Raw genomic sequence first — 19,378 nt, 5'->3', positions numbered from 1 at the left:
CCCGAGTTTCCTTGCCAAATATGGCGGAGATTCGCTTTGGGCGCTCGTTGTGTTTCTCGGATTCGGATTCGTTTTTCGTAACAGCTCAACAATGCGAATTGCATTGGGCGCTGTCTGTTTCGCGTGGTCCGTTGAGTTTCTACAGCTTTACCACGCCCCCTGGATCGATGTGATTCGGTCCACTCGTCTTGGCCGACTTGTGCTTGGAACTTCGTTCCATAGCCCGGATTTGATTGCCTACGTGATAGGCATAGCGGTAGGGGCATGCACGGAGCATGTCTACCTCAACAAGAACCAAGGACTCGCCTGAAGCCACCTAATGGGCTGCAGCAATCCTACCTAGCGAGTTCCGGCTGCCTTCGGAGCGGGCCGCCGTCTGACGGAAAAGCGGAACTGTGTTCCGGCAAAGCGGAATGACATTGCCGGCCCGCGTTTCTAGGATTGAAGTTGCTGCATTCACCGCTAGGAAGCTGGCCTGCGTCTCCGACACCGGAGCAGATGCTATGGGTTGCATGCGATGCTCACCGCCTCGCCGAGTTCGGGGCAACCCCTGCACCTTCCTCGGCCCGTAGAGCAGCGGAACGGGGGAAACGGCTCGGCGCTCGGCGAGGGAGTTCCCCACCCATCGCGGACAAAAGGCAACGAGGAAGTTCGGGATGACGATTCTTGGGCCGCTGGGGCGATCCCTTTGCGTATGCTATCCCGCCAACGACGAACTCCGCCTGCGACAGCCCGGCTGAGCGCAAGGCCCGGCGTGCGCGCGTGCGGACTCTTTGTCAGCCTGTTGCTGCTGGCCGCTTTCTTTGCCGGAGCAGCCGCGGCCGCAACGGACCGCGATCGGCCGAACCTGGTGCTGATCCTGGCCGATGACCTGGGCTATGGCGACCTGGCTTGCTTTGGCCATCCGCTGGTCAAGACGCCAAACCTCGATCGGCTGGCCCAGCGTGGCGTGCGACTGACGAACTTCTACGCCGATGCGCCGGTTTGCTCTCCCACCCGCGCGGCGCTCCTCACGGGTCGAGTTCCTCAGCGCAACGGCCTCACCAATGTCATTGAAGTCGAGGACGAGCATTCGCACCTTTCTGCCGACGAGCAACTGTTGCCTCAATTGCTCAAAGCCCATGGTTATGCAACCGGGATTGTCGGCAAATGGCACCTGGGCGAGGAGCAACCGTATCGGCCCAATCAGCGTGGGTTCGACTATTTTGTTGGCGGTCTAAAAGGAGGGCTGGATTTCTTCTGCCACGACTTCATCGGTGGTCGGCACGATCTCTGGCAAAACAATACAGCCATCGATCGCCCGGGAGAGTACATCACGGATCTTACCGCCGCCGAAGCCGAACAATTCATCGACGCCCACAACGAGGTGCCATTCTTTCTATACGTGCCGTTCCATGCCGTGCATACATCGATGGGGAGCAAGACCCGTAATGTGGTGCAGGCGACGCGAGCCACGCTCGAACGCTATGTGCCCGATGCATCGGCCAACGACGAAATACCGGTCGGTGTGCGAATGGCGGCCTTCGCCAGCGCAATGGATGACGCCGTGGGACGTATCGAGCAGGCGCTCGCGCGCCACGATTTGTCGGACCGCACGCTTATCGTTTTCACTTCCGACAACGGGCCCGTCACAAAAGCCGGCGGATCGGCGGGCTCGTTCCGCGGCGAAAAACATTCGTTGTGGGAAGGCGGAATTCGCGTCCCCACGATCGCCTGTTGGCCAGACAAGCTCCCGGCCGGTACGACATCGAACGCCTTGGGCGCAACGCACGACGTGTTGCCCACGCTCATGGCCGCTGCGCGGCTGCCGCTGCCCGACGGGTTGAACATAGATGGCCGGGACCTGCTGCCAATCCTTTCCCAGAACCCAACAACCGACCACAGTGACGAGTCCGACGCGCGCACACTGTGCTGGTCGTACGTGCGCGACTCGTTGGGCACGCGCGAGCGCGCCGTCCGCCGCGGTCCCTGGAAATGGCTGAATGGCGAGCTGTACAACCTTGACGATGATGCGGGCGAAACCACAGATCTGGCCACGACGCATCCCGACACGGCCGCGGCATTGACTGCGGCTTGGGACAAATGGGTCAGCCAGTTCCCGCGAGAGCTAGAGCGGTGGGACGGCCGCAATCCGCAGCGCAAGCCAACCAAACGATTGAACGCGAGTGCCTCCTAGTTTCGTTCAAAGCCAATCCCCCGCGCGCGGAAAGGTTCGAGCGATTACAAATATTTGTCCTACACCGCAACCCATTTTACGAATCGGTTCTTCCGAACACGCATTGACGATTAGCACACCCCACGAGTATTGCATCGAGATCATATGAAGACCTCACGCGCGCACGAATCCCGCCGTCTTTGGACCTTGTCGGGGCAACAGCGGGCATTGCGGAAGTATTGTCGGCGGATCAACGCCTGGTACATCGCCGCAGCTTTGGCGACGATAATCGTGGCCTCCGGCAGCAATGCGGCACAGGGCCAGTTGCTGGCGTTTCCGGGCGCCGAAGGTGCCGGTCAATATGCCACGGGGGGCCGCGGCGGCGACGTCTATTACGTCACGAACCTGAACGACTCGGGCCCTGGCAGCCTGCGGTACGGCGTTCAAACCGCGAATGGACCGCGGACCATCGAGTTCCAGACCGACGGCACGATCCATTTGTTGTCTGATTTGGATATCAACAAGTCCAACCTGACCATTGCCGGCCAGACCGCGCCCGGCGGCGGCATAACGATCGCTGATTATCAGACCGAAGTGGTCAACTCGCACGACGACGTTATCCAATACATGCGGTTTCGTGTGGGCGACACCAACACGCAACATCCGGGCAATACCTACGAGCCAGATTCGCTGGGCATCCACGGCTCGACCAATGTCATGATCGATCACGTGACTGCTTCCTGGAGCGTCGACGAGGCCTTGTCCGTCACCGACAGCTCGACAAACGTTTCGGTGCAGTATTCATTTATCACCCAGGCCCTCAAGAACGCCGGCCATCCCGAGGGGGCGCACAGCTACGGATCGTTGATCAACGGCGGAGACATCACCTACTCGCACGATCTGTACGCCGACAACGACAGCCGCAACCCGCGCGCTCAAGGGAATAGTACCGTCGGCACCGGACTGACCCTCGACTTTGTCAATAATGTCATACAGAACCCCGGCGGCCGTTTCGGCTACAGCGGGACCGGTGATACTCTGAAAATGAACTACGTCGGCAATTACGGCATCGACGGGCCGAGCACAAGTTCGGGCAATTCGCTGTTCCAACCTGACTCGGCAACAACGCAGATCTATTTCCAGGGAAATTATCGCGATAGCAATAAGAATGGCGTGCTCGACGGCACGCCGGCCACAGGCACGTCGCTAGTGAGTGGCACGTACACCGCCTCGTCGACGCCGTTCAACGATAATGGCAATATGCCGCTAGTGAACGCCAGCGATGCTCGCGAGGCGTATATCCAGGTGCTCAGCCACGCCGGCGCTTCATACTCGCAAGATTCTGTCGATCGACAGATCGTCCGCAATGTGATCAATCAAACCGGCGCGATTATCGACTCGCAGACTCAGGTCGGCGGCTGGCCGGCACTAACGGCCGGCATCCCGACCAAGGATTCCAGCAACGACGGCATCCCCGACTGGTGGGCGCAAGCCAATGGGCTGAACCCGGCTCAGTACGATGCCAATCGTATTGCCTCGAACGGCTACACGTACCTGGAGAACTATCTGCAATCGCTGTCGCCCCATGCCTATGCGCCAGCTCAGACGCACATCACGGCGCTGACGACAGGATTCGGGCGCGGCGCCGATGCGATCGTTACTGAAAATGGCGGCACGACTGCCGTCAGCGGCGGAAGCGGCCTGGGCCCGTCACTCGACGCGATCTGGTCGGGCACAAGTGGCAGCAGCAATCAGGTCATCGCACTCAAGTTCGACCTCTCGCAAATCGCTTCGGGCTCGATCACGGACGCCACGCTCGGTCTGACACTGGCGAGCGCGCTTGCCGGAACGCACCAGTTCAAGATCTTCGGGCTCGAGCAAGATGCTCCGGGCTGGAACTGGAGTGAAAACACGATTCAATTCAATAACGCACCCGGGCTGACCTTCGATGGCAAAAGCGGCACCCTCGGCTTGAATGCCACCAGCACGAATATCACCAGCATTCTAAATTTGGGAACGCTTACCGTGGGCGCCACGGCAGCCGGCCAGACCATCTCGTTCAACAACGCCAACCTGGCGGTGTTTCTTAACCTGGCGGCGCACTTCGCCGGCACCCCCGAGGCGGATCTGATCACGATTTACATCGAGCAAACGAACTCCAGTTCGCTGGCCAGCTTTTATTCCAAAGAAGGAAACGCGCAATTCGCACCCACGCTCACGATCACCAGCGCAGACGCCACCGCCGCGGTGAGGATTCCAGAGCCGGCCAGCGCGATGCTGGCCGTGCTGGGTGCCCTGGGCTTGCTCCTGCTACAGCGCCGGCGAAGATAATTCGCACAGTGGTCTGCGTCAGGCCGGAACGAGTGATTCCAGATATTCGCGGGCTCGAACCACTTCGGCTGTGACTTCGGCCGTGGTGGCGCAGATCGGGATGCCGCGCGGCGTCGGATGCATGAAGACTTCGGTAAAGCCCGTGTAGTTGATCTTGGCCAAGGCCGCGATCAATGGCGCGAAATCGAGTTTGCCACGCCCCGGCAACTGGCTGAGCTCTTCATCCTTTGGCAGATCGGCCACAGCGCCAGATCCATGTTGCCAGGCGTAAAAGTGTACGAGTCGTGGTCCTATGTCTTCGATCAACTGTGCGAGCGCCGGCGGATCCTGTGACAGATGATACGGCGCGAGCGCGATGCCCAGCGGCCGTCCCTTGGCAAAGTCGGCCAGATACCGTAGCGAGTCCGGCGATTCGATCAGGTTCTGGGCGTGATTCTCGATGCCGATCGTTACTCCGGCGCGCTCGGCCAAGGCCAGCGTAGGTTCCAAGCGCTTCACGAATTCGCGAACGGCCTGCGCGAGGTCCTCGCCGCTCAGACCTTTCGGCCCCTGCCCGCCACAGATCACCAAAGGCGCCCCGAACCGCTGCGCCACCCGGATCTCGTCCTGCAGGCGGAAGGGCCCCAAATCGTACCGCGTGAATATGGCCACCTTGGCGGCGTTCTCTTGCAACAGCGCCCGAACGTTGTCGTGCCCTAGTTCGTCCATCTGCTCGCGTTGATTACCATGCACGCGCGGCCAGACGTCCAGATGCGCGGCGCCGGACCTGGCCACCTCGGGCAGAATTTCTCGCAGACTGGCTGTGCCGTACAGGCACGAGCCCAGGACGTACCGCATTTTCCAACGCTCAGGTGCGACAGTCGCCTGCGCCCCGCCTACGCACAGCGTGGCGGCCGACGCGGCCATCGCGGCTGAAAACTGTCGGCGGGATAGTGGGATAGTCATCGTGCGACGTGCAAAAGAAGGTCGAGCCAGGCTCGTCGTGGGTCACTGCTACGCGCTAAACTGAAAGCCCTCGCGCTGCGGACGGCTCAGCCACCGGTTGGCCTCGTCGTCTCCGACGAATTGCTCGGCCTGCGGATCCCAGGCCAGCTTCCGCCCGAGGCGCATCGAAATGTTGGCCAGGTGGCAGGCCGTGGCGCTGCGATGCTGGCTGACGACGTCCGAAATCGGCGTGCGGCGCGTTTCCAGGCAGTCGAAGAAGTTCCCCATATGATTGATGATCGCGTCGAGCTTGCCGGCTCGCTCCGGCCGCGACAGATTGTCGTCCGCATACAGACGAAGCTTGTCCCGCGGCAGAGGAGCGTCGGCCAATTCTTCGATAGGCTTGCCTGAGATCGATCCCCTGTTGACGAACAGCCGTCCTTGGTCCCCTTCGACCAGGATGCCGTTGCGGCCATTGTCGAGAATCTCGACCTCGATGCCGTCGGCGTAACGCAGCCGCGCTTGAAAGTCCTTGGCCACGTTGTAGCCGCCCGCCACGTTGGGGAAGTCGGCTTGTGTTTCGATCTCGACCGGGCCGCCCAGGTCGCGGTCCAACATCCATTGGGCGATGTCGACGTGGTGCGCTCCCCAGTCAGTCATCTGGCCGCCGGCGTATTCATACCACCAGCGAAAGGTGTAGTGCGACCGCTCGGCAATATATGGGACCGACGGAGTTTGACCCTGCCATAAATTCCAGTTAAGGTTCGGCGGCGGTGTGGCTTCGGCGAAGGGACCTCCTTGGACGTTCTTTCCCAGCACGATGGTAATCTTGCGTACCTTGCCGACCCGTCCCGCGCGAATCATCTCGGCCGCCAGACGAAAGCGCGAGTCACTGCGTTGCCAGGTCCCTACCTGAACCACACGCTTGGTGTCTGCGACCACGCGCAGAATTTGTTTTCCTTCGTCGATCGTGAGCGTCAGCGGCTTTTCGCAATAGACATCTTTGCCGGCCCGGCAAGCGTCGATCAGCATTGGCGCGTGCCAATGGTCGGGCGCACCGATCAGCACGGCATCGATGTCGGCGCGATCGAGCAGCTTGCGATAATCTTCGTAGACCGTTGTTTGATTTCCGAACTCTTCCTTGGCCTTGGCGGCTATATCGGCATCGACATCGCACAGGGCGACCAAGTCTCCGTAAAGCGCCGCCTGTCGGGCGATAACCGAACCTTGGTATCGTAGCCCGATGGCCCCCAGGCGCGGGCGAGTGCTACTGCCGGGCGCTCGTTCCTTGGCCGTGGCTGCCGAAACGCCGGGCCACACCCAGGGAGCCGCCATTGCGGCCGCGCTAGCGCCGAGAAAATTACGCCTGGTGTGCTTGAGAGGCATCGTGAGCCCGCTGAGTTTTGAAGTGCGGCGCAGAACCGTTTGCTGTTACCGGCCTGATGGCCAATTCGCGGGCCTGTCGCAACAGCTTGATCCAGGGGCCGATGAAGTCGCCGTGGTCGTGATAGGTTCGACCGCTGACGACGTTACCGTCGACTACGCAGGCAGCATCGACGAACGTGCCGCCGCAAACTTCGAGATCGAATCGGCACTTCGGCACCGTCGCCATGCGGCGACCGCTGACGCAGCCTGCATAGGCGGGAATCTCGACGCCGTGACACACGCAAGCGATCGGTTTGCCCTCGGCGAAAAAATGACGCGTGATGCGCACCAGGTCCACATCGTAGCGCAAATATTCAGGGGCACGCCCGCCGCTGAAATAGATGCCCAGGTAATCCTCGGGATCAATATCGGCAAACGCCACGTCGGCGTCGATCGTGTATCCTTCCCACTCGCGCGTGATCGTCCACCCGGGACTTACCTCGTGCATCACCATTTGATACCGACGGCGCGTGGGGGCCGCCACCACTGGCCTAATGCCCTCTTCCCGCAGCCGATAGATCGGATACAGCGTGTCGAGGGTTTCGGCGGCATCACCGACGATGATCAAGACTTGATCCAAAGCGCACCTATTTCCATGTTTGAAAGTCTCAAGTCGCGCGCATTACGGACTCTTTACAGGTCGATTTCTCGTAGTCGCGGTCTGGATGCTCGAAGAAAGTCGCGGCGGGTGGTCGTCTTTCGATCGACTGTTGTCCAATAAGCAGTAACGTCCGGAGCGAGCACCGCGAGAAAACAATGCAACCCCTAGAAGTTTGTCCCCTCCCCAGCACCTGAATTCTAAACGTTGTCGCGCGGATCGTCATTCAACATACCCCGCATCGTCATGCAGGTTTTCCGGCAGCGGCGTCGGCGTTCCCCAAGGCCACGCAAGGACTTGGCAAGAATACTTTGCCACAGATTACGATTCCGGAAGGCGCACTTTCTTACGATACTGGCCTGGGGTGATGTCGAAGCGGCTGCGGAATAGCTCCACCATGTATTGCACGTGAGCAAACCCGGCGCGCTGGGCGACACGCTCCAGCGACAAATTGGTCTCGGCAAGCATCTCGCGGACGTGATTTAGCTTCACGCGCATGATTTCCTCCTGCGGAGATCGGCCCAGCAGGCGGCGCATGCGACGTTCCAAGGTGCTCCGCGAAATACCCACGGCTACGCTTAAATCGTCGACCCGAATTCCTTCCCGCGCGCGTTCGCGAATCACCTGCAGCGCCTTGGCGACCACGCGATCTTCGATGGCCACCACGTCCGACGAACCCCGCGTGGTAATGCTGATCGGCGGAATGAGCAACTGCTCAGAGGGGGGAGCTTCTCCGGCCATTAGTCGGCCCAGCAACGCGGCCGCTTCGAAGCCGGTCCGCACCGAGGAAAAATGGACACTCGACATCGGCGGCGTAGCCATTTCACACAGCGATTCGTCGTCCTCCACCCCCACCACGGCGATCTCCTCGGGCACGGCAATCCCCGCCCTGTTGCAGGCATCCAGCAGCCAGAATCCCAGTTGATCTGTGCAGGCCATGATGCCCACCGGCTTGGGCAATTGCTTAACCCAATCGGTCAATTCGGCCTGTTGCCGCTCCCACTCCGAAGGTTGCTCGCTGCGCTCGCGCGACTTGTAGCAATGACATTGAAAGCCTTGGGCCCCCAGGGTCTGCACAAAATTATTGCGACGTTCCTCGAAGAACGACTCTATGTCGATTTCGTAGCAGCCGAAATTCCGGAATCCTCGCTCCAAAAGATGCTCGGCCACCATTTGGCCGAGGGCCCGATTGTCGACTCCGACGAAGGGCATTTTGTGGCCCAACTTAGATGCCCGTAGCTCGACGGCCGGCAACCCCGTGGCGGCGATGGCATCGATCATTTGCTGGCCCGAACTGCGGCACAGGATGCCGTCTCCCTGCCAATTGCGGAGCCAAGGGGGAACGCGCGAATCGAGTGAGCGCATCTCGAGAAACACTGACCAGGGACCATGTTCCGACATGTAGCGCTTGACGCCGCGGAGCAGGTGCCTGGTATAGCTGCGCGACGTCTCGACAAGCAGCGCCACATGCGGAATCTTCTTGGACATAGCGATTCCCTGGTGCCCCGATTGGATGTTCTCGCGCCGCAAGGTTTCTATGACATTCTCCTTTTCCGTAGCGATTGCAAGGAAACTTTGGACGCAAAGAACGCACTGCCGCAAAACCTGAACTTTCTGACGAGTTATCGTAATCGGTCTGCTTTCCAAGCGAAAATCGTTGCGGCAAAATCTGCATCTCAAGCCGCAAATCATGCATGACCAAGTCGGACCGCATGCCTATACTTCATACCGTACTAAGTTGATGAGCATAGTCGCTAACGCTTGCACTAGCTCATCAACTCGCTGACCGGACTTCCGGAGGCGTTGCGTCTCTCGCACCCTCGATGGAGTCCCGTTACAGCCATGTCATGCCGACCACGAACTCATTCCTCGTTCGCCCGTTGGCCCACGGCTAATACAGTTTCTGGCGATCACAAAACCCACGGGCGTTCACTACCGCATGCCCTCGGATTCCGTCCGTGCCATGCGCGAAGGCGCGACCATTCGATGTGGCGACGTGGACCGCGCACCGGTTCGGCCGCGCTGAGCTGTGCTTAGCGCGCCTAGGTCGAACGTGGGGCTTGCAGATGAATTCCGGTTGATCTGCATGAGAGCAATGCGGGCGTGCCCGCGGGCGCGACGCATCGCGTGCTTCCAGAAGTTGATCTTAATCCTATGGCGGCGAATGATTTACGCCTGCCGGAATAGATGAAGCGCAATCCGCAAAAGATGAATGACACTATTTCAAGCTTTATTTAGATTCGATTTTCGTTAGACGTCTTTGAGCTGGCCGCCGGGGGGCGGCGCTCGTTCGCTGTGCAAATCTTGCTGACTGTGGCTTGCGGCTGTGGTCATTCGGTTCCGGCCGCCAAGCCTGTGGTGCGTCGCTGTGCATTTTGCCGCCACGTGGCGTTGGTTCTCCTGTCTAGGTATTCGCTCGCCACGTTCGTCGGTCATCGCCATAGCGCCGCCCGAGGGAGGTAGTGGATCGTGATTTCCGTCCGCGCTATCGCCGCCAAATCAAGATTCTGGCCCGCGCAACCGCTTCATCGTCCGCATCCAATTTCACGTCGCTGTCTGCCGCTGAAACGAGGAGCCAAATCGCCCCCGTGCGATGGGAAGATAAAAGGATTTGTATGAACTCTACTCGTTCGACAGTTACCGCTCACCACCAAGCGACGCGACAAAAACATGGTGGATTTACCCTTGTCGAGTTGCTCGTCGTGATTGCCATTATTGGCATCCTGATTGCGCTGCTACTGCCGGCCGTCCAGGCCGCGCGCGAAGCCGCCCGCCGCAGTCAGTGCTCGAACAACCTCAAGCAATTGGGGCTTGCGCTGATCAATCATCACGACAGCATGGGGGCTTTTCCGTCGGGCTACCAACTGGCCCGCGCGCCAAATGGGCAATATCGCTACTCAGGTCGGTGGGGCGCTTGGAGCTGGAACGCTTTGGTCCTGCCCTACATCGAGCAGGGGACATTGAGTGATCAGGCGAAGATCGTCTCGCAAGACCTGCACACTTTGCTTAGTGATCCGAATCAGCGAGCCAACATCCAGATGGTCATACCCACATTTCGCTGTCCCTCCGACGGCAACGCGCCCGATTTGAACGATTCATCACAGCGGATACTGAAAAAGTCGGCGGCGCCTCCCGACGCTTATGGCCCCACTCCCGGCGCTACATCGAACTACGCTGGCGTACATGGCACCTTTTGGGTGTATTCCGATCAAACGCATGTGACGCCGACGAACCCCAAGCCCAAAGACCCCGGCGGCATCTTCTACGCTCCCAGCAGCATTCGGATGGTCGACATCACCGACGGAACCAGTCAGACCATCATGGTGGGCGAACGCGCCTGGAACGCGCTCCCCGACGAATCGAATGGTGACTTCGCCGCAGTTTGGTGTGGCACCAGTGATCCCAACAGCATCAACGGCGCCACGATCCGGAACACACTTGGGGTCACCTTTACGCAGATCAATGCGCCCGGCGGTGGGCTCGCCTCGGGCGGCTTCAGCAGCCTGCATCCCAGCGGTGCGCAGTTCCTGTTTGCCGACGGCCATGTGTCGTTCCTTTCGCAAACGATTGACTTCAATCTCTTGGGAAGTGGCGATCCAACTATTAGCACTGACCCAAACAGTCCGCTTGTCAACCCGATCAGCATGATGGGGACTTATCAACGCTTGGCCAATCGTAGCGACGGCCTGGCCATTGGTTCTTTTTAGTCCGTCAAATTAAGCCAGTTAAACCCGTACTTTGAGTTTTCGCTCCGTTAGGGATCTTGCCCTCGCTCTTCATCGATTCTCAGCAACTTACTGCAACCGGGAGGGACGCTACATGCCATTCAGAACAAACGGTCGACAGTACCAACAACTCGGGCTGCGCCTGATGTTGACGGTTCTTGCCTGCAGTGTCGCCAGCCGCGCCGCAGCCGTGGTGACGAACTTCACGCCCACCACGACCAACACGTATCAGTGGAACACGGCCGGCAACTGGAGCGCCGGGGTACCCAATGCCGTCGCGGATTCGGCTACGTTCCTGGCTCCTGTCGATTCGGCCGTGCGGACGGTCAACCTGTCGAACAACGTCACGCTCGGCACGCTGACGTTTACGAACGACACCAGCAACAACCCGCAAAACACGATCCTCTCCAGCGACGACGGGAGCAAACTCATCTTGCAACAGACAGCTACCGGTGGGCAACCGACGTTGACCAGCGACCGCCCGGGCGCCGCCAGCGGGCAGGCTCTCGACCAAGGCAACGAGATCGCTGTGCCCCTGCAATTGGGGCTCGACGACGGTGTATCCGGACATGCGACACAGTTGTTTCTGAATGTCGGTTTTCGACGCGATAGCAAGATCGGCCTGTCGTTGTCGGGCGGAGTCATCGGCGACAAAAACAGTGCGATCTTGCTCAATAACGGCGGAGCGAACGGGACCAATGGGCACGGATTCGCCAATGTGTCGATCGCCGATTCACCCAATTTCCAGGGCACGATCAACGACACCGCTGGTGGCATCCGTGTAACCGGTAATAACCTCGCCAATGCCGGCAGCGTGTCGATCGGCTTCGGCGGGCAATTTCAAATCGACAGCACCGTGTCCACTGTCAATCTTGGCAGCAATGCCACGCTATCGTTGAGCGGCCCTGGCAAAATCTCCTCCGACGGCGCGACACTACGCGGCTATGGTCCCAGCGGGGCCCTGCGCTACGAGAGCACGTCCGGTAGCACGACCTTCAATAGCCCCGTCGATATCAACGGCGGCGCGCTCTACACCAGCAACACGGGCGCCGGGGCCACCGTCTTCGTTAATACCGGCGGCACCTTGAACCTCGGGCAGGAAGTGACTGGCGCCAATACTTCCGGCGCTGCCAACCGCACGCTGACCAAAGAAGGTGCCGGCACGCTCATCCTCGGCAACGACACCGGCAATTACTACGAGGGCGGAACCTGGGTGCGCACGGGCAGTGTCCTCATCGACAACGCGACCGGCGATTCCGCAACCGGCCGCCGCTTTGTCACGGTCGAACCAGGCGCCACCTTGGGCGGCACCGGAACGATCAACACCAATCAGGCGCTGACCAACAATGTCGAGCCCTTTACGACCATCACGAGCATGACGCCCAACGGCACGCAGGCGGTCACGATCAAAGGAAACCTGTCGCCGGGCATGCCGGACGGCAATCCATTGACGATGGACATTGGCAAAATGTCGATCACTACCAACCTGCTGGCGTTCGCCAGCGGATCGACGCTGACAGCGGAAATGCTCAGCCCCACCGCGTTCGACAAAGTCATGCTGGTGAACTCGACAGCCAATGTGACGATCGCCAGCAACGTAACGCTGAATTTCACGATCGATCCATCGTTCAGCGGCGGAACGGTCGGTGACTTCTACGCCTTGATCGACAAGGCGGGTAGCTCGCCCATTTCGGGCACATTCGCCAACATTGCCGAAGGCCAGACGTTGGTCGTCGGCAACGATACGTTCCAGTGGATGTACGACGGAGGCACCGGCAACGACTTCGGGTTGAAGCTCACGGCCGTGCCCGAACCGGCCACGTTGTCGTTGGCGCTGCTGGGCGGACTGGGAATGCTGCTTGGGTATCGTCGTCGCCAGCGCGGCGCACGGTCATCATCCGTGTGAGTGATGGGATCCTTTGAACAACTATTTTTAAATCTGGGCTCGTGTGCAAACCGGTCCGGGCAAGTTGCAAAACTTGTCTGGACGGCTGCATTTTTGTTTCGTAATCAATCGGCAAAGCTCTGCGGAAGGCGTACACCGTTGTCCATGAGTTTGCATTCTTACCGCTGTGAATCGAACCGCCGCACACGCGCGGTCGCGGCAATGTGCTTGTGCCTCGCCCTGGTGGCGCTGGAGCGTCGCTGCACCGCCCAGCAGACCTTCGTGCCGACCACAACCGGAACGTACAGCTGGATCCAATCCGGAAATTGGTCTCCGACATTTCCGGTTTTTCCGGATGGACAAAACGCCGTGGCTCAATTCGTCGGCCTGTCGACCGACGCCATTCGCACGGTCGAGTTGGATAAAGACATCGTTCTGGGGGCGTTGACGCTCTACAACCCTTCGCAGCAGGGGGGCTACGGTGTCACGCTCACTAGCGGCGGTGACGGTACGAACGAACTGTTTTTCGTCAGCTTCGGCAGCAACTCGAAAATCGAGAATCGCATCGGCCCCGGTCTGCAGGACAGCAGCATCAACACGTTGATCCAGGTGCCCGTTGTGCTGGGCTCGAACCTGGATGTCTACGGCGATCAGCGGCAGAACGACCTGACGGGAATGAATCTTGCCGGCGGTATCATCGGCTCGGCCGACCGCACTTTCACCAAGAAAAACACCGACTCGGCCGGATCCTCGACCATGGCGCTCGAGGCCAATGTCACGATCGGCCCCTCGCAGAATTTCGATGGCAAGATCATCGTCGAGGGAGGCGGCGTTCACTCCAGCGGCAACAACCTGTCGAACGCCACCGGGATCACGGTTAATTCCGGCGGACAATTCATCGTCGACAGCGCGACACCGCAGCTGTACCTGGCCGGAGCGTCGGTTCTCTCCCTCAGTGGCGCAGGCAAGCCAGGGGGCTTTGCGCCCGAGGGAGCGTTCCGCTACCAGGACGGCAACAATACTTCTGATTTCACGAACCCAATTCAATTGCGCAACCAAGGGGCAACGATCTTCGTCAACGCCACCGACGCCTCGGCCGGTCAGATCGGCACCTTGGTGCTAGGGAACCAACTCTCGGGCACGGATACGACCCAGAAGCTCATCAAGAGCGGCGACGGCACCCTGGTGTTGGCCAACGCAACGGGCAACACATACGGTGGCGGGACAGACGTCCTCGCCGGCACGCTCCGCGTGGGCAATACTTCGGGATCGGGCACGGGCACCGGCGCAGTAAACGTTTTCTCTGGCGCGCAGCTTGCCGGCGTCGGTTCTATCGCCGGGCCCGTGACCGTTTCCGACGGTGCGATCCTCTCGCCGGGAGACTCCGCGGCGAACTTCGGCGTGGGGACGCTCACGATCGATAACAACGTAACGATCAACGGATCGACAGCGGTCCTCTCGGTGGATCTGGCCGGCAGCGGGGCATTCGATCGATTGCAGGTCAACGGCGACGCGGCCTTGGCCGGCACGCTCGATGTTCATTTAGCGAATGGCTTTCATCCGGCGCTGGGGGATTCGTTCGCGGTGCTGAACTTTGCCTCGGCGACCGGCGACTTCAACAACTATGCCGGGACGAATCTCGGCGGATACCTCGAGCTGCGACACACACTGAGTCTAACGAATCTTGTGCTTACCGCACGGCCGGCACTGGACGGCGACATCACCCTCGACGGCGTAGTTAACGGCTTGGACGTCAACCAGGTTGCCACCAATTGGTTGAAATCGGGTGTCGCTGGCGACGTTAACGGCGACGGCGTCGTTAACGGCCTCGATATCAACGTGATCGCGTCGCACTGGCTGGACGTCTACGGGGGCGCCGCCGGCAACGTGGCGGTATCTGTTCCAGAACCCTCAGGCGGCGCGCTCGCTCTGATGGTTTTGCTGGCTGCTTCGTTCGGTTCCGGCCTTCGACGATGTCGCAGGACACAATCGGCATCTGCCTTCGATAACTTGTCCGCAGCGCATCTTGTTTTCGCATCAATGCCCACTCTGACATCTTGATTTGGGAGAACATCTTCGTGTCACACTTCACATCTGCGCATTCAAAAACGCCCTGGGTATTTACGATGATCGCGCTCGTTGCGATTGGCGCGCGTCCGGCCCTGGCTGTCGACTCGAACTTTACTCCAGCCGGCGTCGCCGGGCCGAATAGTTATTCATGGAACACCTCGGCAAACTGGGACGCCGGCGTGCCCAACGCTGCCGGCGATACGGCCACGTTCGTCGCGCCGGCCGATTCTGCCGTACGCACGGTCGATCTGACGAACAACGTCACATTAGGCACGTTGCGGTTTACCAACGACAACTCCAACAATCCGCAAGAAACGATCCTGTCGAGCTCGACCGGCAGCAAGTTGATTTTTCTGGGGAGCGCGACGGGCGGCGCGGGGGTCATCACCAGCGCCCGCGCCACGGGTAGCGGCGACGCCCAGGAAAGCGGCAATGAAATTGCCATGCCCATTCAGATTGGTTTGAATGACGGCAACGCGGCACATGCTGCCCAATTGTTCTTGAATGTCGGCTACCGGCGCGACAGCCAAACGGGCCTGGCGCTTTCAAGCGGTATCAGCGGTGACGCCAATAGCACGCTCTACCTGAACAATCAGGGGCAAATCGGCAATACGACGGGCTTCGGCTATGCCAACGTGACGATCGCCAGCTCGCCATTTTTCCAAGGTAATACCATGGTCACCGCAGGTGGCCTGCGGATTACCGACAACAGTCTGCCCAATGCCGGCAATGTAACCGTGGGATTTGGCGGCCAGTTCGACATCGACGGCACGCCGGCCAATGTCAGCCTCGGTTCCAGCAGCACCCTCACGCTCAGCGGTCCAGGCAAAGTAACCTCGGCCGGCGCCGGTCACGGCTTCGGATTCGATGGCGCTTTGCGATACCAAAGCACCTCCGGCACGACCAACTTCAATTCGCCCATCGACTTCAATGGCGGCCAGGTCTGGACCAGTGGTTTAGGTGCTGGAGCCGGCATCTTTGTCAATGCGTCCGTTTCGTCTGTCGGCACCCTCAACCTGGAAAAGCAAGTCACCGGCAGTAACAACGCTAACGGAACGAACCGCGCGTTGACCAAAGAAGGGGGCGGCGTCCTGCAATTGAGCAGCCCCATCGGCAGCTTCTACGAAGGTGGCACCTGGGTTCGCGAAGGAAGCCTGTTGATCGACAACGTGGGCGGTTCTGGCTCGGCGACCGGTCGCCGCTTTGTCACCGTCGCCCCTGGCGCCACGCTGGGCGGTGCCGGTGCGATTGATACAACTCTGACGCTCACCAACAACTTCGAGCCGCTCACTTCGAACTCCAACATGACGCCCAACGGCACGCGGGCCGTGACGATCGCCGGCACATTGGCGCCAGGTTTGAGCCCGCAAGACGCACCGGCTTTCGGCAATATCGGCTTGATGAATATCACAACTGACCTGCTGGCATTCACCAGCACCGGAACGCTACAGATCGACCTCGGCGGTACGACGGCGGGCACGACCTACGATCGGGTGCAGGAAACAGGAGCCGCACAACTTGCCGGCACGCTCCAAATACGTTTGACCAACGGCTACCAGCCGTCGTTGGGCGATTCGTTCACCGTCTTGCGGTACACGTCCGAGACGGGCGACTTCAGCAACTACTTGGGGACGTATCTCGGTGGCTTTCTGTCGTTGCACCACACGCTCACGGCGACCGGCCTGGTACTGACGGCACGCCCAGCACAGGATGGAGATATCTCGCTGGACGGCATCGTGAATGGTCTGGATATCAACCAGGTGGCTAGCAACTGGTTGAAGACGGGCCCCGCCGGCGACGTCAACGGAGATGGCATCGTCAACGGCCTGGACGTTAACATCATCGCCACCAACTGGTTGCATTCGTATAACCCTGGGGGTGGCTCGGGAAGTGGCACAGCAACGTCGGTGCCAGAACCCACCGCCGGTGTGTTGGCCCTCGTCGGCTTCGCATTCGCCGCCGCGTGGCGCCGTCGTGCAACTAGTACGCGAAAATAGAACCGGCGGCGCCGCGGCCACGACTTCGTCAGACCGCCGGGCCGCCTGAGAACAAATGCGTAGATAGCAATGGTGACTCGCCGCAGAATCAACTCTGGGCCGTCGCGGTTACGACTCAGCGCGGTTCCGCGCGCACCGCGGATCGTCACACGCGCTCGGATGATGCTACTAGCGACGACCGCAGCATGTGCCTTCGCCGTTATGCCGTCGATACGCGCTACGGCAGAGCCGGCGTTGCCGGCAGAGAAATCTACCACGACCGACGGTGCGCCGATCGCGCCTGAACACGTCGAGTTCTTCGAACAGAAAATCCGGCCCGTGTTGGTTACGCATTGCTATGAATGTCATAGCATGCCCGGCAAGGCCAAAGCCGGGCTGCGATTGGACTCGCGGGCCGGTGTGCTCGCCGGCGGCGAATCGGGACCGGCCCTGGTTGTCGGCAAGCCACAGGAAAGTCTGCTGCTTGCGGCGCTACGGCACGAAGGCCTGGAGATGCCTCCGACGGGCAAGCTCTCTGCCGACGTGATCGCCGATTTTGCCCGCTGGATCGAGCTCGGTGCCCCCGATCCGCGCAGCGCCGACGGCACGACGCCCGCCGCCCTTAAGACCATCGACCTCGAAACGGCGCGCCAGCATTGGGCCTTTCAACCCGTCGCCGTGCGGGGAATACCGCCGGTGCAAGATGCGCAGTGGCCATCTTGCGATATCGACCGATTCATTCTGGCCAAACTCGAGGCGGTCGGCCTGCACCCGGCCGACGACGCGCCGCGCGATGTATGGTTGCGGCGCGTTACGTTCGACTTGATTGGCTTACCACCCACGCCGGCTGAGCAAGCAGACTTCGGCAACGACACAGCGCCGGCGGCCTACGAACGAGTTGTCGATCGACTGCTGGCCAGTCCTCGATTCGGCGAACGTTGGGGCCGGCACTGGCTCGACGTGGCGCGGTATGGCGAAAGCACCGGCAAGGACCGCAATGCGCCGTATGCCCAGGCGTGGCGCTATCGCAATTGGGTCATTGACGCAGTCAATGCCGACAAGCCGTACGATCAGTTTCTGATCGAGCAACTGGCTGGCGATCTGCTGCCCGCTATGACGACTGAGCAGCGCAACGCTCAATTGACAGCCACCGGCTTTCTGGCGGTGGGCTTGAAAGGCTTGAACGAGTTCAATCCCGAAGCGTACCTGCTGGAAGTTGCCGACGAGCAAATCGACGTCACCAGCCGGTCGATGCTGGGGCTGACTGTCGCCTGTGCCCGCTGTCACGATCATAAGTTTGACCCCATTCCTACCACCGATTATTACGCGCTGGCCGGCATCTTTCGCAGCAGCGAAGTTCACGACGGCGTGACACCCAGTCGCCTGGCAGGCGACCCGAAACGTCTCCTTCCGTTGGCGTCTGACCAACCGGAGCCAGCAGCGCTGACCGCCGCACGGCAGGCCATGCTCGACCTGGAAACGCAGTGCGCTGAAGCTCAAAACGAAATCGCCCGACTGCGCCGCGAGAATCAGACCGACCTCAAGCCGACGCAGCAGCGCCGCAAGATCCTGGAAGAAAACTACAACCTCTCATCGTCCGCATATTTTGCCGCGGCTGCCGACGCCGTCGTCATGGCCGTTACCGATCGGACGCCGCCGATGGACATCGCCGTGCGCATCCGGGGCGAAGTGCAACAGCTCGGCGCGCAGGTGCCGCGCGATGTCTTGACCATCATCAAGCCGCTCGTATCCGCGACGATGCCGGTAGACTCGAGCGGCCGCCTGCAACTGGCCCGCTGGATCGCCTCGCCCGACAATCCCTTGACCGCGCGAGTGGCCGTCAACCGCGCCTGGTCGAAACTTTTCGGGGTCGGCATCGTCGCGACCGGGGATAATTTCGGATTGCAGTGCGAAGAACCGGCGCACGCCGCGCTACTGGACAATCTCGCCTTACGATTCGTCCAAGAAGGTTGGAGCCTGCGCACGTTGCTGCGTGAGCTGGTGCTCTCTCGCACCTACCGGCAGGGCTCGCAAGAAAACGACCCGCGGGGGGCGGACGTCGACGGCATGAATCAGTTGCTGTGGCATTTTCCCCGCCGACGCTTGGAAGCAGAGGCCATTCGCGACGCGGTTCTGGTCGTCAGCGGCCGACTGGATTTCGACCGTCCCGCCGGATCACCCGTAGGACAGTTGGGCACGATGGAGCTGACAGCCGGCGCAAACGTGAAGGCTATCTTGGAAGCGAACCGGAACCGCAGTGTTTATCTGCCCCTGGTGCGTGGTCACGTG

General features: G+C 60.4%; 12 protein-coding genes. 7 read left to right on the top strand and 5 right to left on the bottom strand.

Annotated features, from left to right (window positions below; genetic code table 11):
* Positions 1 to 139: 139 nt before the first annotated feature.
* Positions 140 to 277: a hypothetical protein gene (locus VGG64_18005; GenBank protein ID HEY1601500.1), complete on the bottom strand. Its 138-nt coding sequence runs from the start codon at positions 275 to 277 to the stop codon at positions 140 to 142.
* 477 nt (positions 278 to 754) lie between these two features.
* On the opposite strand from VGG64_18005, the gene VGG64_18000 reads away from it, so the two are divergent.
* Together VGG64_18000 and VGG64_17995 are read left to right on the top strand one after the other, a co-directional pair.
* The gene (locus VGG64_18000) at positions 755 to 2,176 is read left to right on the top strand and encodes a sulfatase-like hydrolase/transferase (GenBank protein HEY1601499.1); all 1,422 of its coding nucleotides are present in this window, start codon (positions 755 to 757) and stop codon (positions 2,174 to 2,176) included.
* A gap of 144 nt (positions 2,177 to 2,320) precedes the next feature.
* Positions 2,321 to 4,486, top strand: coding sequence for a DNRLRE domain-containing protein (locus VGG64_17995; GenBank protein HEY1601498.1), 2,166 nt, complete (start codon positions 2,321 to 2,323; stop codon positions 4,484 to 4,486).
* A gap of 18 nt (positions 4,487 to 4,504) precedes the next feature.
* Here VGG64_17995 and VGG64_17990 read toward each other — a convergent pair whose 3' ends face one another.
* The 4 genes from VGG64_17990 to VGG64_17975 form a co-directional block, all read right to left on the bottom strand.
* Positions 4,505 to 5,431, bottom strand: coding sequence for a sugar phosphate isomerase/epimerase family protein (locus tag VGG64_17990; protein ID HEY1601497.1), 927 nt, complete (start codon positions 5,429 to 5,431; stop codon positions 4,505 to 4,507).
* Positions 5,432 to 5,479: 48 nt separating this feature from the next.
* Positions 5,480 to 6,796, bottom strand: coding sequence for a Gfo/Idh/MocA family oxidoreductase (locus VGG64_17985; protein ID HEY1601496.1), 1,317 nt, complete (start codon positions 6,794 to 6,796; stop codon positions 5,480 to 5,482).
* Positions 6,771 to 7,415 carry a DJ-1/PfpI family protein gene (locus VGG64_17980; GenBank protein ID HEY1601495.1) on the bottom strand — a complete coding sequence of 215 codons (645 nt, stop codon included), beginning with the start codon at positions 7,413 to 7,415 and terminating at the stop codon, positions 6,771 to 6,773. Before VGG64_17980 ends, VGG64_17985 begins: the two co-directional genes overlap by 26 nt.
* 339 nt (positions 7,416 to 7,754) lie before the next feature.
* Positions 7,755 to 8,921, bottom strand: a complete 1,167-nt coding sequence (locus tag VGG64_17975) for a XylR family transcriptional regulator (GenBank protein ID HEY1601494.1) — start codon at positions 8,919 to 8,921, stop codon at positions 7,755 to 7,757.
* A gap of 1,127 nt (positions 8,922 to 10,048) precedes the next feature.
* Here VGG64_17975 and VGG64_17970 point away from each other — a divergent pair.
* From VGG64_17970 to VGG64_17950, 5 genes are all read left to right on the top strand, one after another.
* Complete coding sequence (locus tag VGG64_17970) at positions 10,049 to 11,140, top strand: DUF1559 domain-containing protein (protein ID HEY1601493.1); 1,092 nt, start codon at positions 10,049 to 10,051, stop codon at positions 11,138 to 11,140.
* A 112-nt stretch (positions 11,141 to 11,252) separates the two neighbouring features.
* Entirely contained in the window at positions 11,253 to 13,064 is a 1,812-nt protein-coding gene (locus VGG64_17965) for a PEP-CTERM sorting domain-containing protein (protein HEY1601492.1), read from the top strand.
* A 201-nt stretch (positions 13,065 to 13,265) separates the two neighbouring features.
* Positions 13,266 to 15,104, top strand: coding sequence for an autotransporter-associated beta strand repeat-containing protein (locus tag VGG64_17960; protein ID HEY1601491.1), 1,839 nt, complete (start codon positions 13,266 to 13,268; stop codon positions 15,102 to 15,104).
* A gap of 65 nt (positions 15,105 to 15,169) precedes the next feature.
* Positions 15,170 to 17,110 carry a PEP-CTERM sorting domain-containing protein gene (locus VGG64_17955; GenBank protein ID HEY1601490.1) on the top strand — a complete coding sequence of 647 codons (1,941 nt, stop codon included), beginning with the start codon at positions 15,170 to 15,172 and terminating at the stop codon, positions 17,108 to 17,110.
* Between the two features lie 159 nt (positions 17,111 to 17,269).
* A partial coding sequence (locus VGG64_17950; protein ID HEY1601489.1) for a PSD1 and planctomycete cytochrome C domain-containing protein occupies positions 17,270 to 19,378 on the top strand: 2,109 nt, incomplete at its 3' end.

This window comes from Pirellulales bacterium (genome assembly GCA_036490175.1).
GTDB lineage: Bacteria > Planctomycetota > Planctomycetia > Pirellulales > JACPPG01 > JACPPG01.
The sequence above is the reverse complement of the archived record's forward strand: the minus strand, read 5'-3'. Positions and strand labels throughout refer to the sequence as shown.

Bases quoted from the DNA above. Each gene is read 5' to 3' on its own strand.
- VGG64_18005 (HEY1601500.1), bottom strand. From the start codon at position 277: ATGCTCCGTGCATGCCCCTACCGCTATGCCTATCACGTAGGCAATCAA.
- VGG64_17985 (HEY1601496.1), bottom strand. From the start codon at position 6,796: ATGCCTCTCAAGCACACCAGGCGTAATTTTCTCGGCGCTAGCGCGGCC.
- VGG64_17990 (HEY1601497.1), bottom strand. From the start codon at position 5,431: ATGACTATCCCACTATCCCGCCGACAGTTTTCAGCCGCGATGGCCGCG.
- VGG64_17960 (HEY1601491.1), top strand. From the start codon at position 13,266: ATGTGCTTGTGCCTCGCCCTGGTGGCGCTGGAGCGTCGCTGCACCGCC.
- VGG64_17955 (HEY1601490.1), top strand. From the start codon at position 15,170: ATGATCGCGCTCGTTGCGATTGGCGCGCGTCCGGCCCTGGCTGTCGAC.
- VGG64_17965 (HEY1601492.1), top strand. From the start codon at position 11,253: ATGCCATTCAGAACAAACGGTCGACAGTACCAACAACTCGGGCTGCGC.
- VGG64_17970 (HEY1601493.1), top strand. From the start codon at position 10,049: ATGAACTCTACTCGTTCGACAGTTACCGCTCACCACCAAGCGACGCGA.
- VGG64_17995 (HEY1601498.1), top strand. From the start codon at position 2,321: ATGAAGACCTCACGCGCGCACGAATCCCGCCGTCTTTGGACCTTGTCG.
- VGG64_17975 (HEY1601494.1), bottom strand. From the start codon at position 8,921: ATGTCCAAGAAGATTCCGCATGTGGCGCTGCTTGTCGAGACGTCGCGC.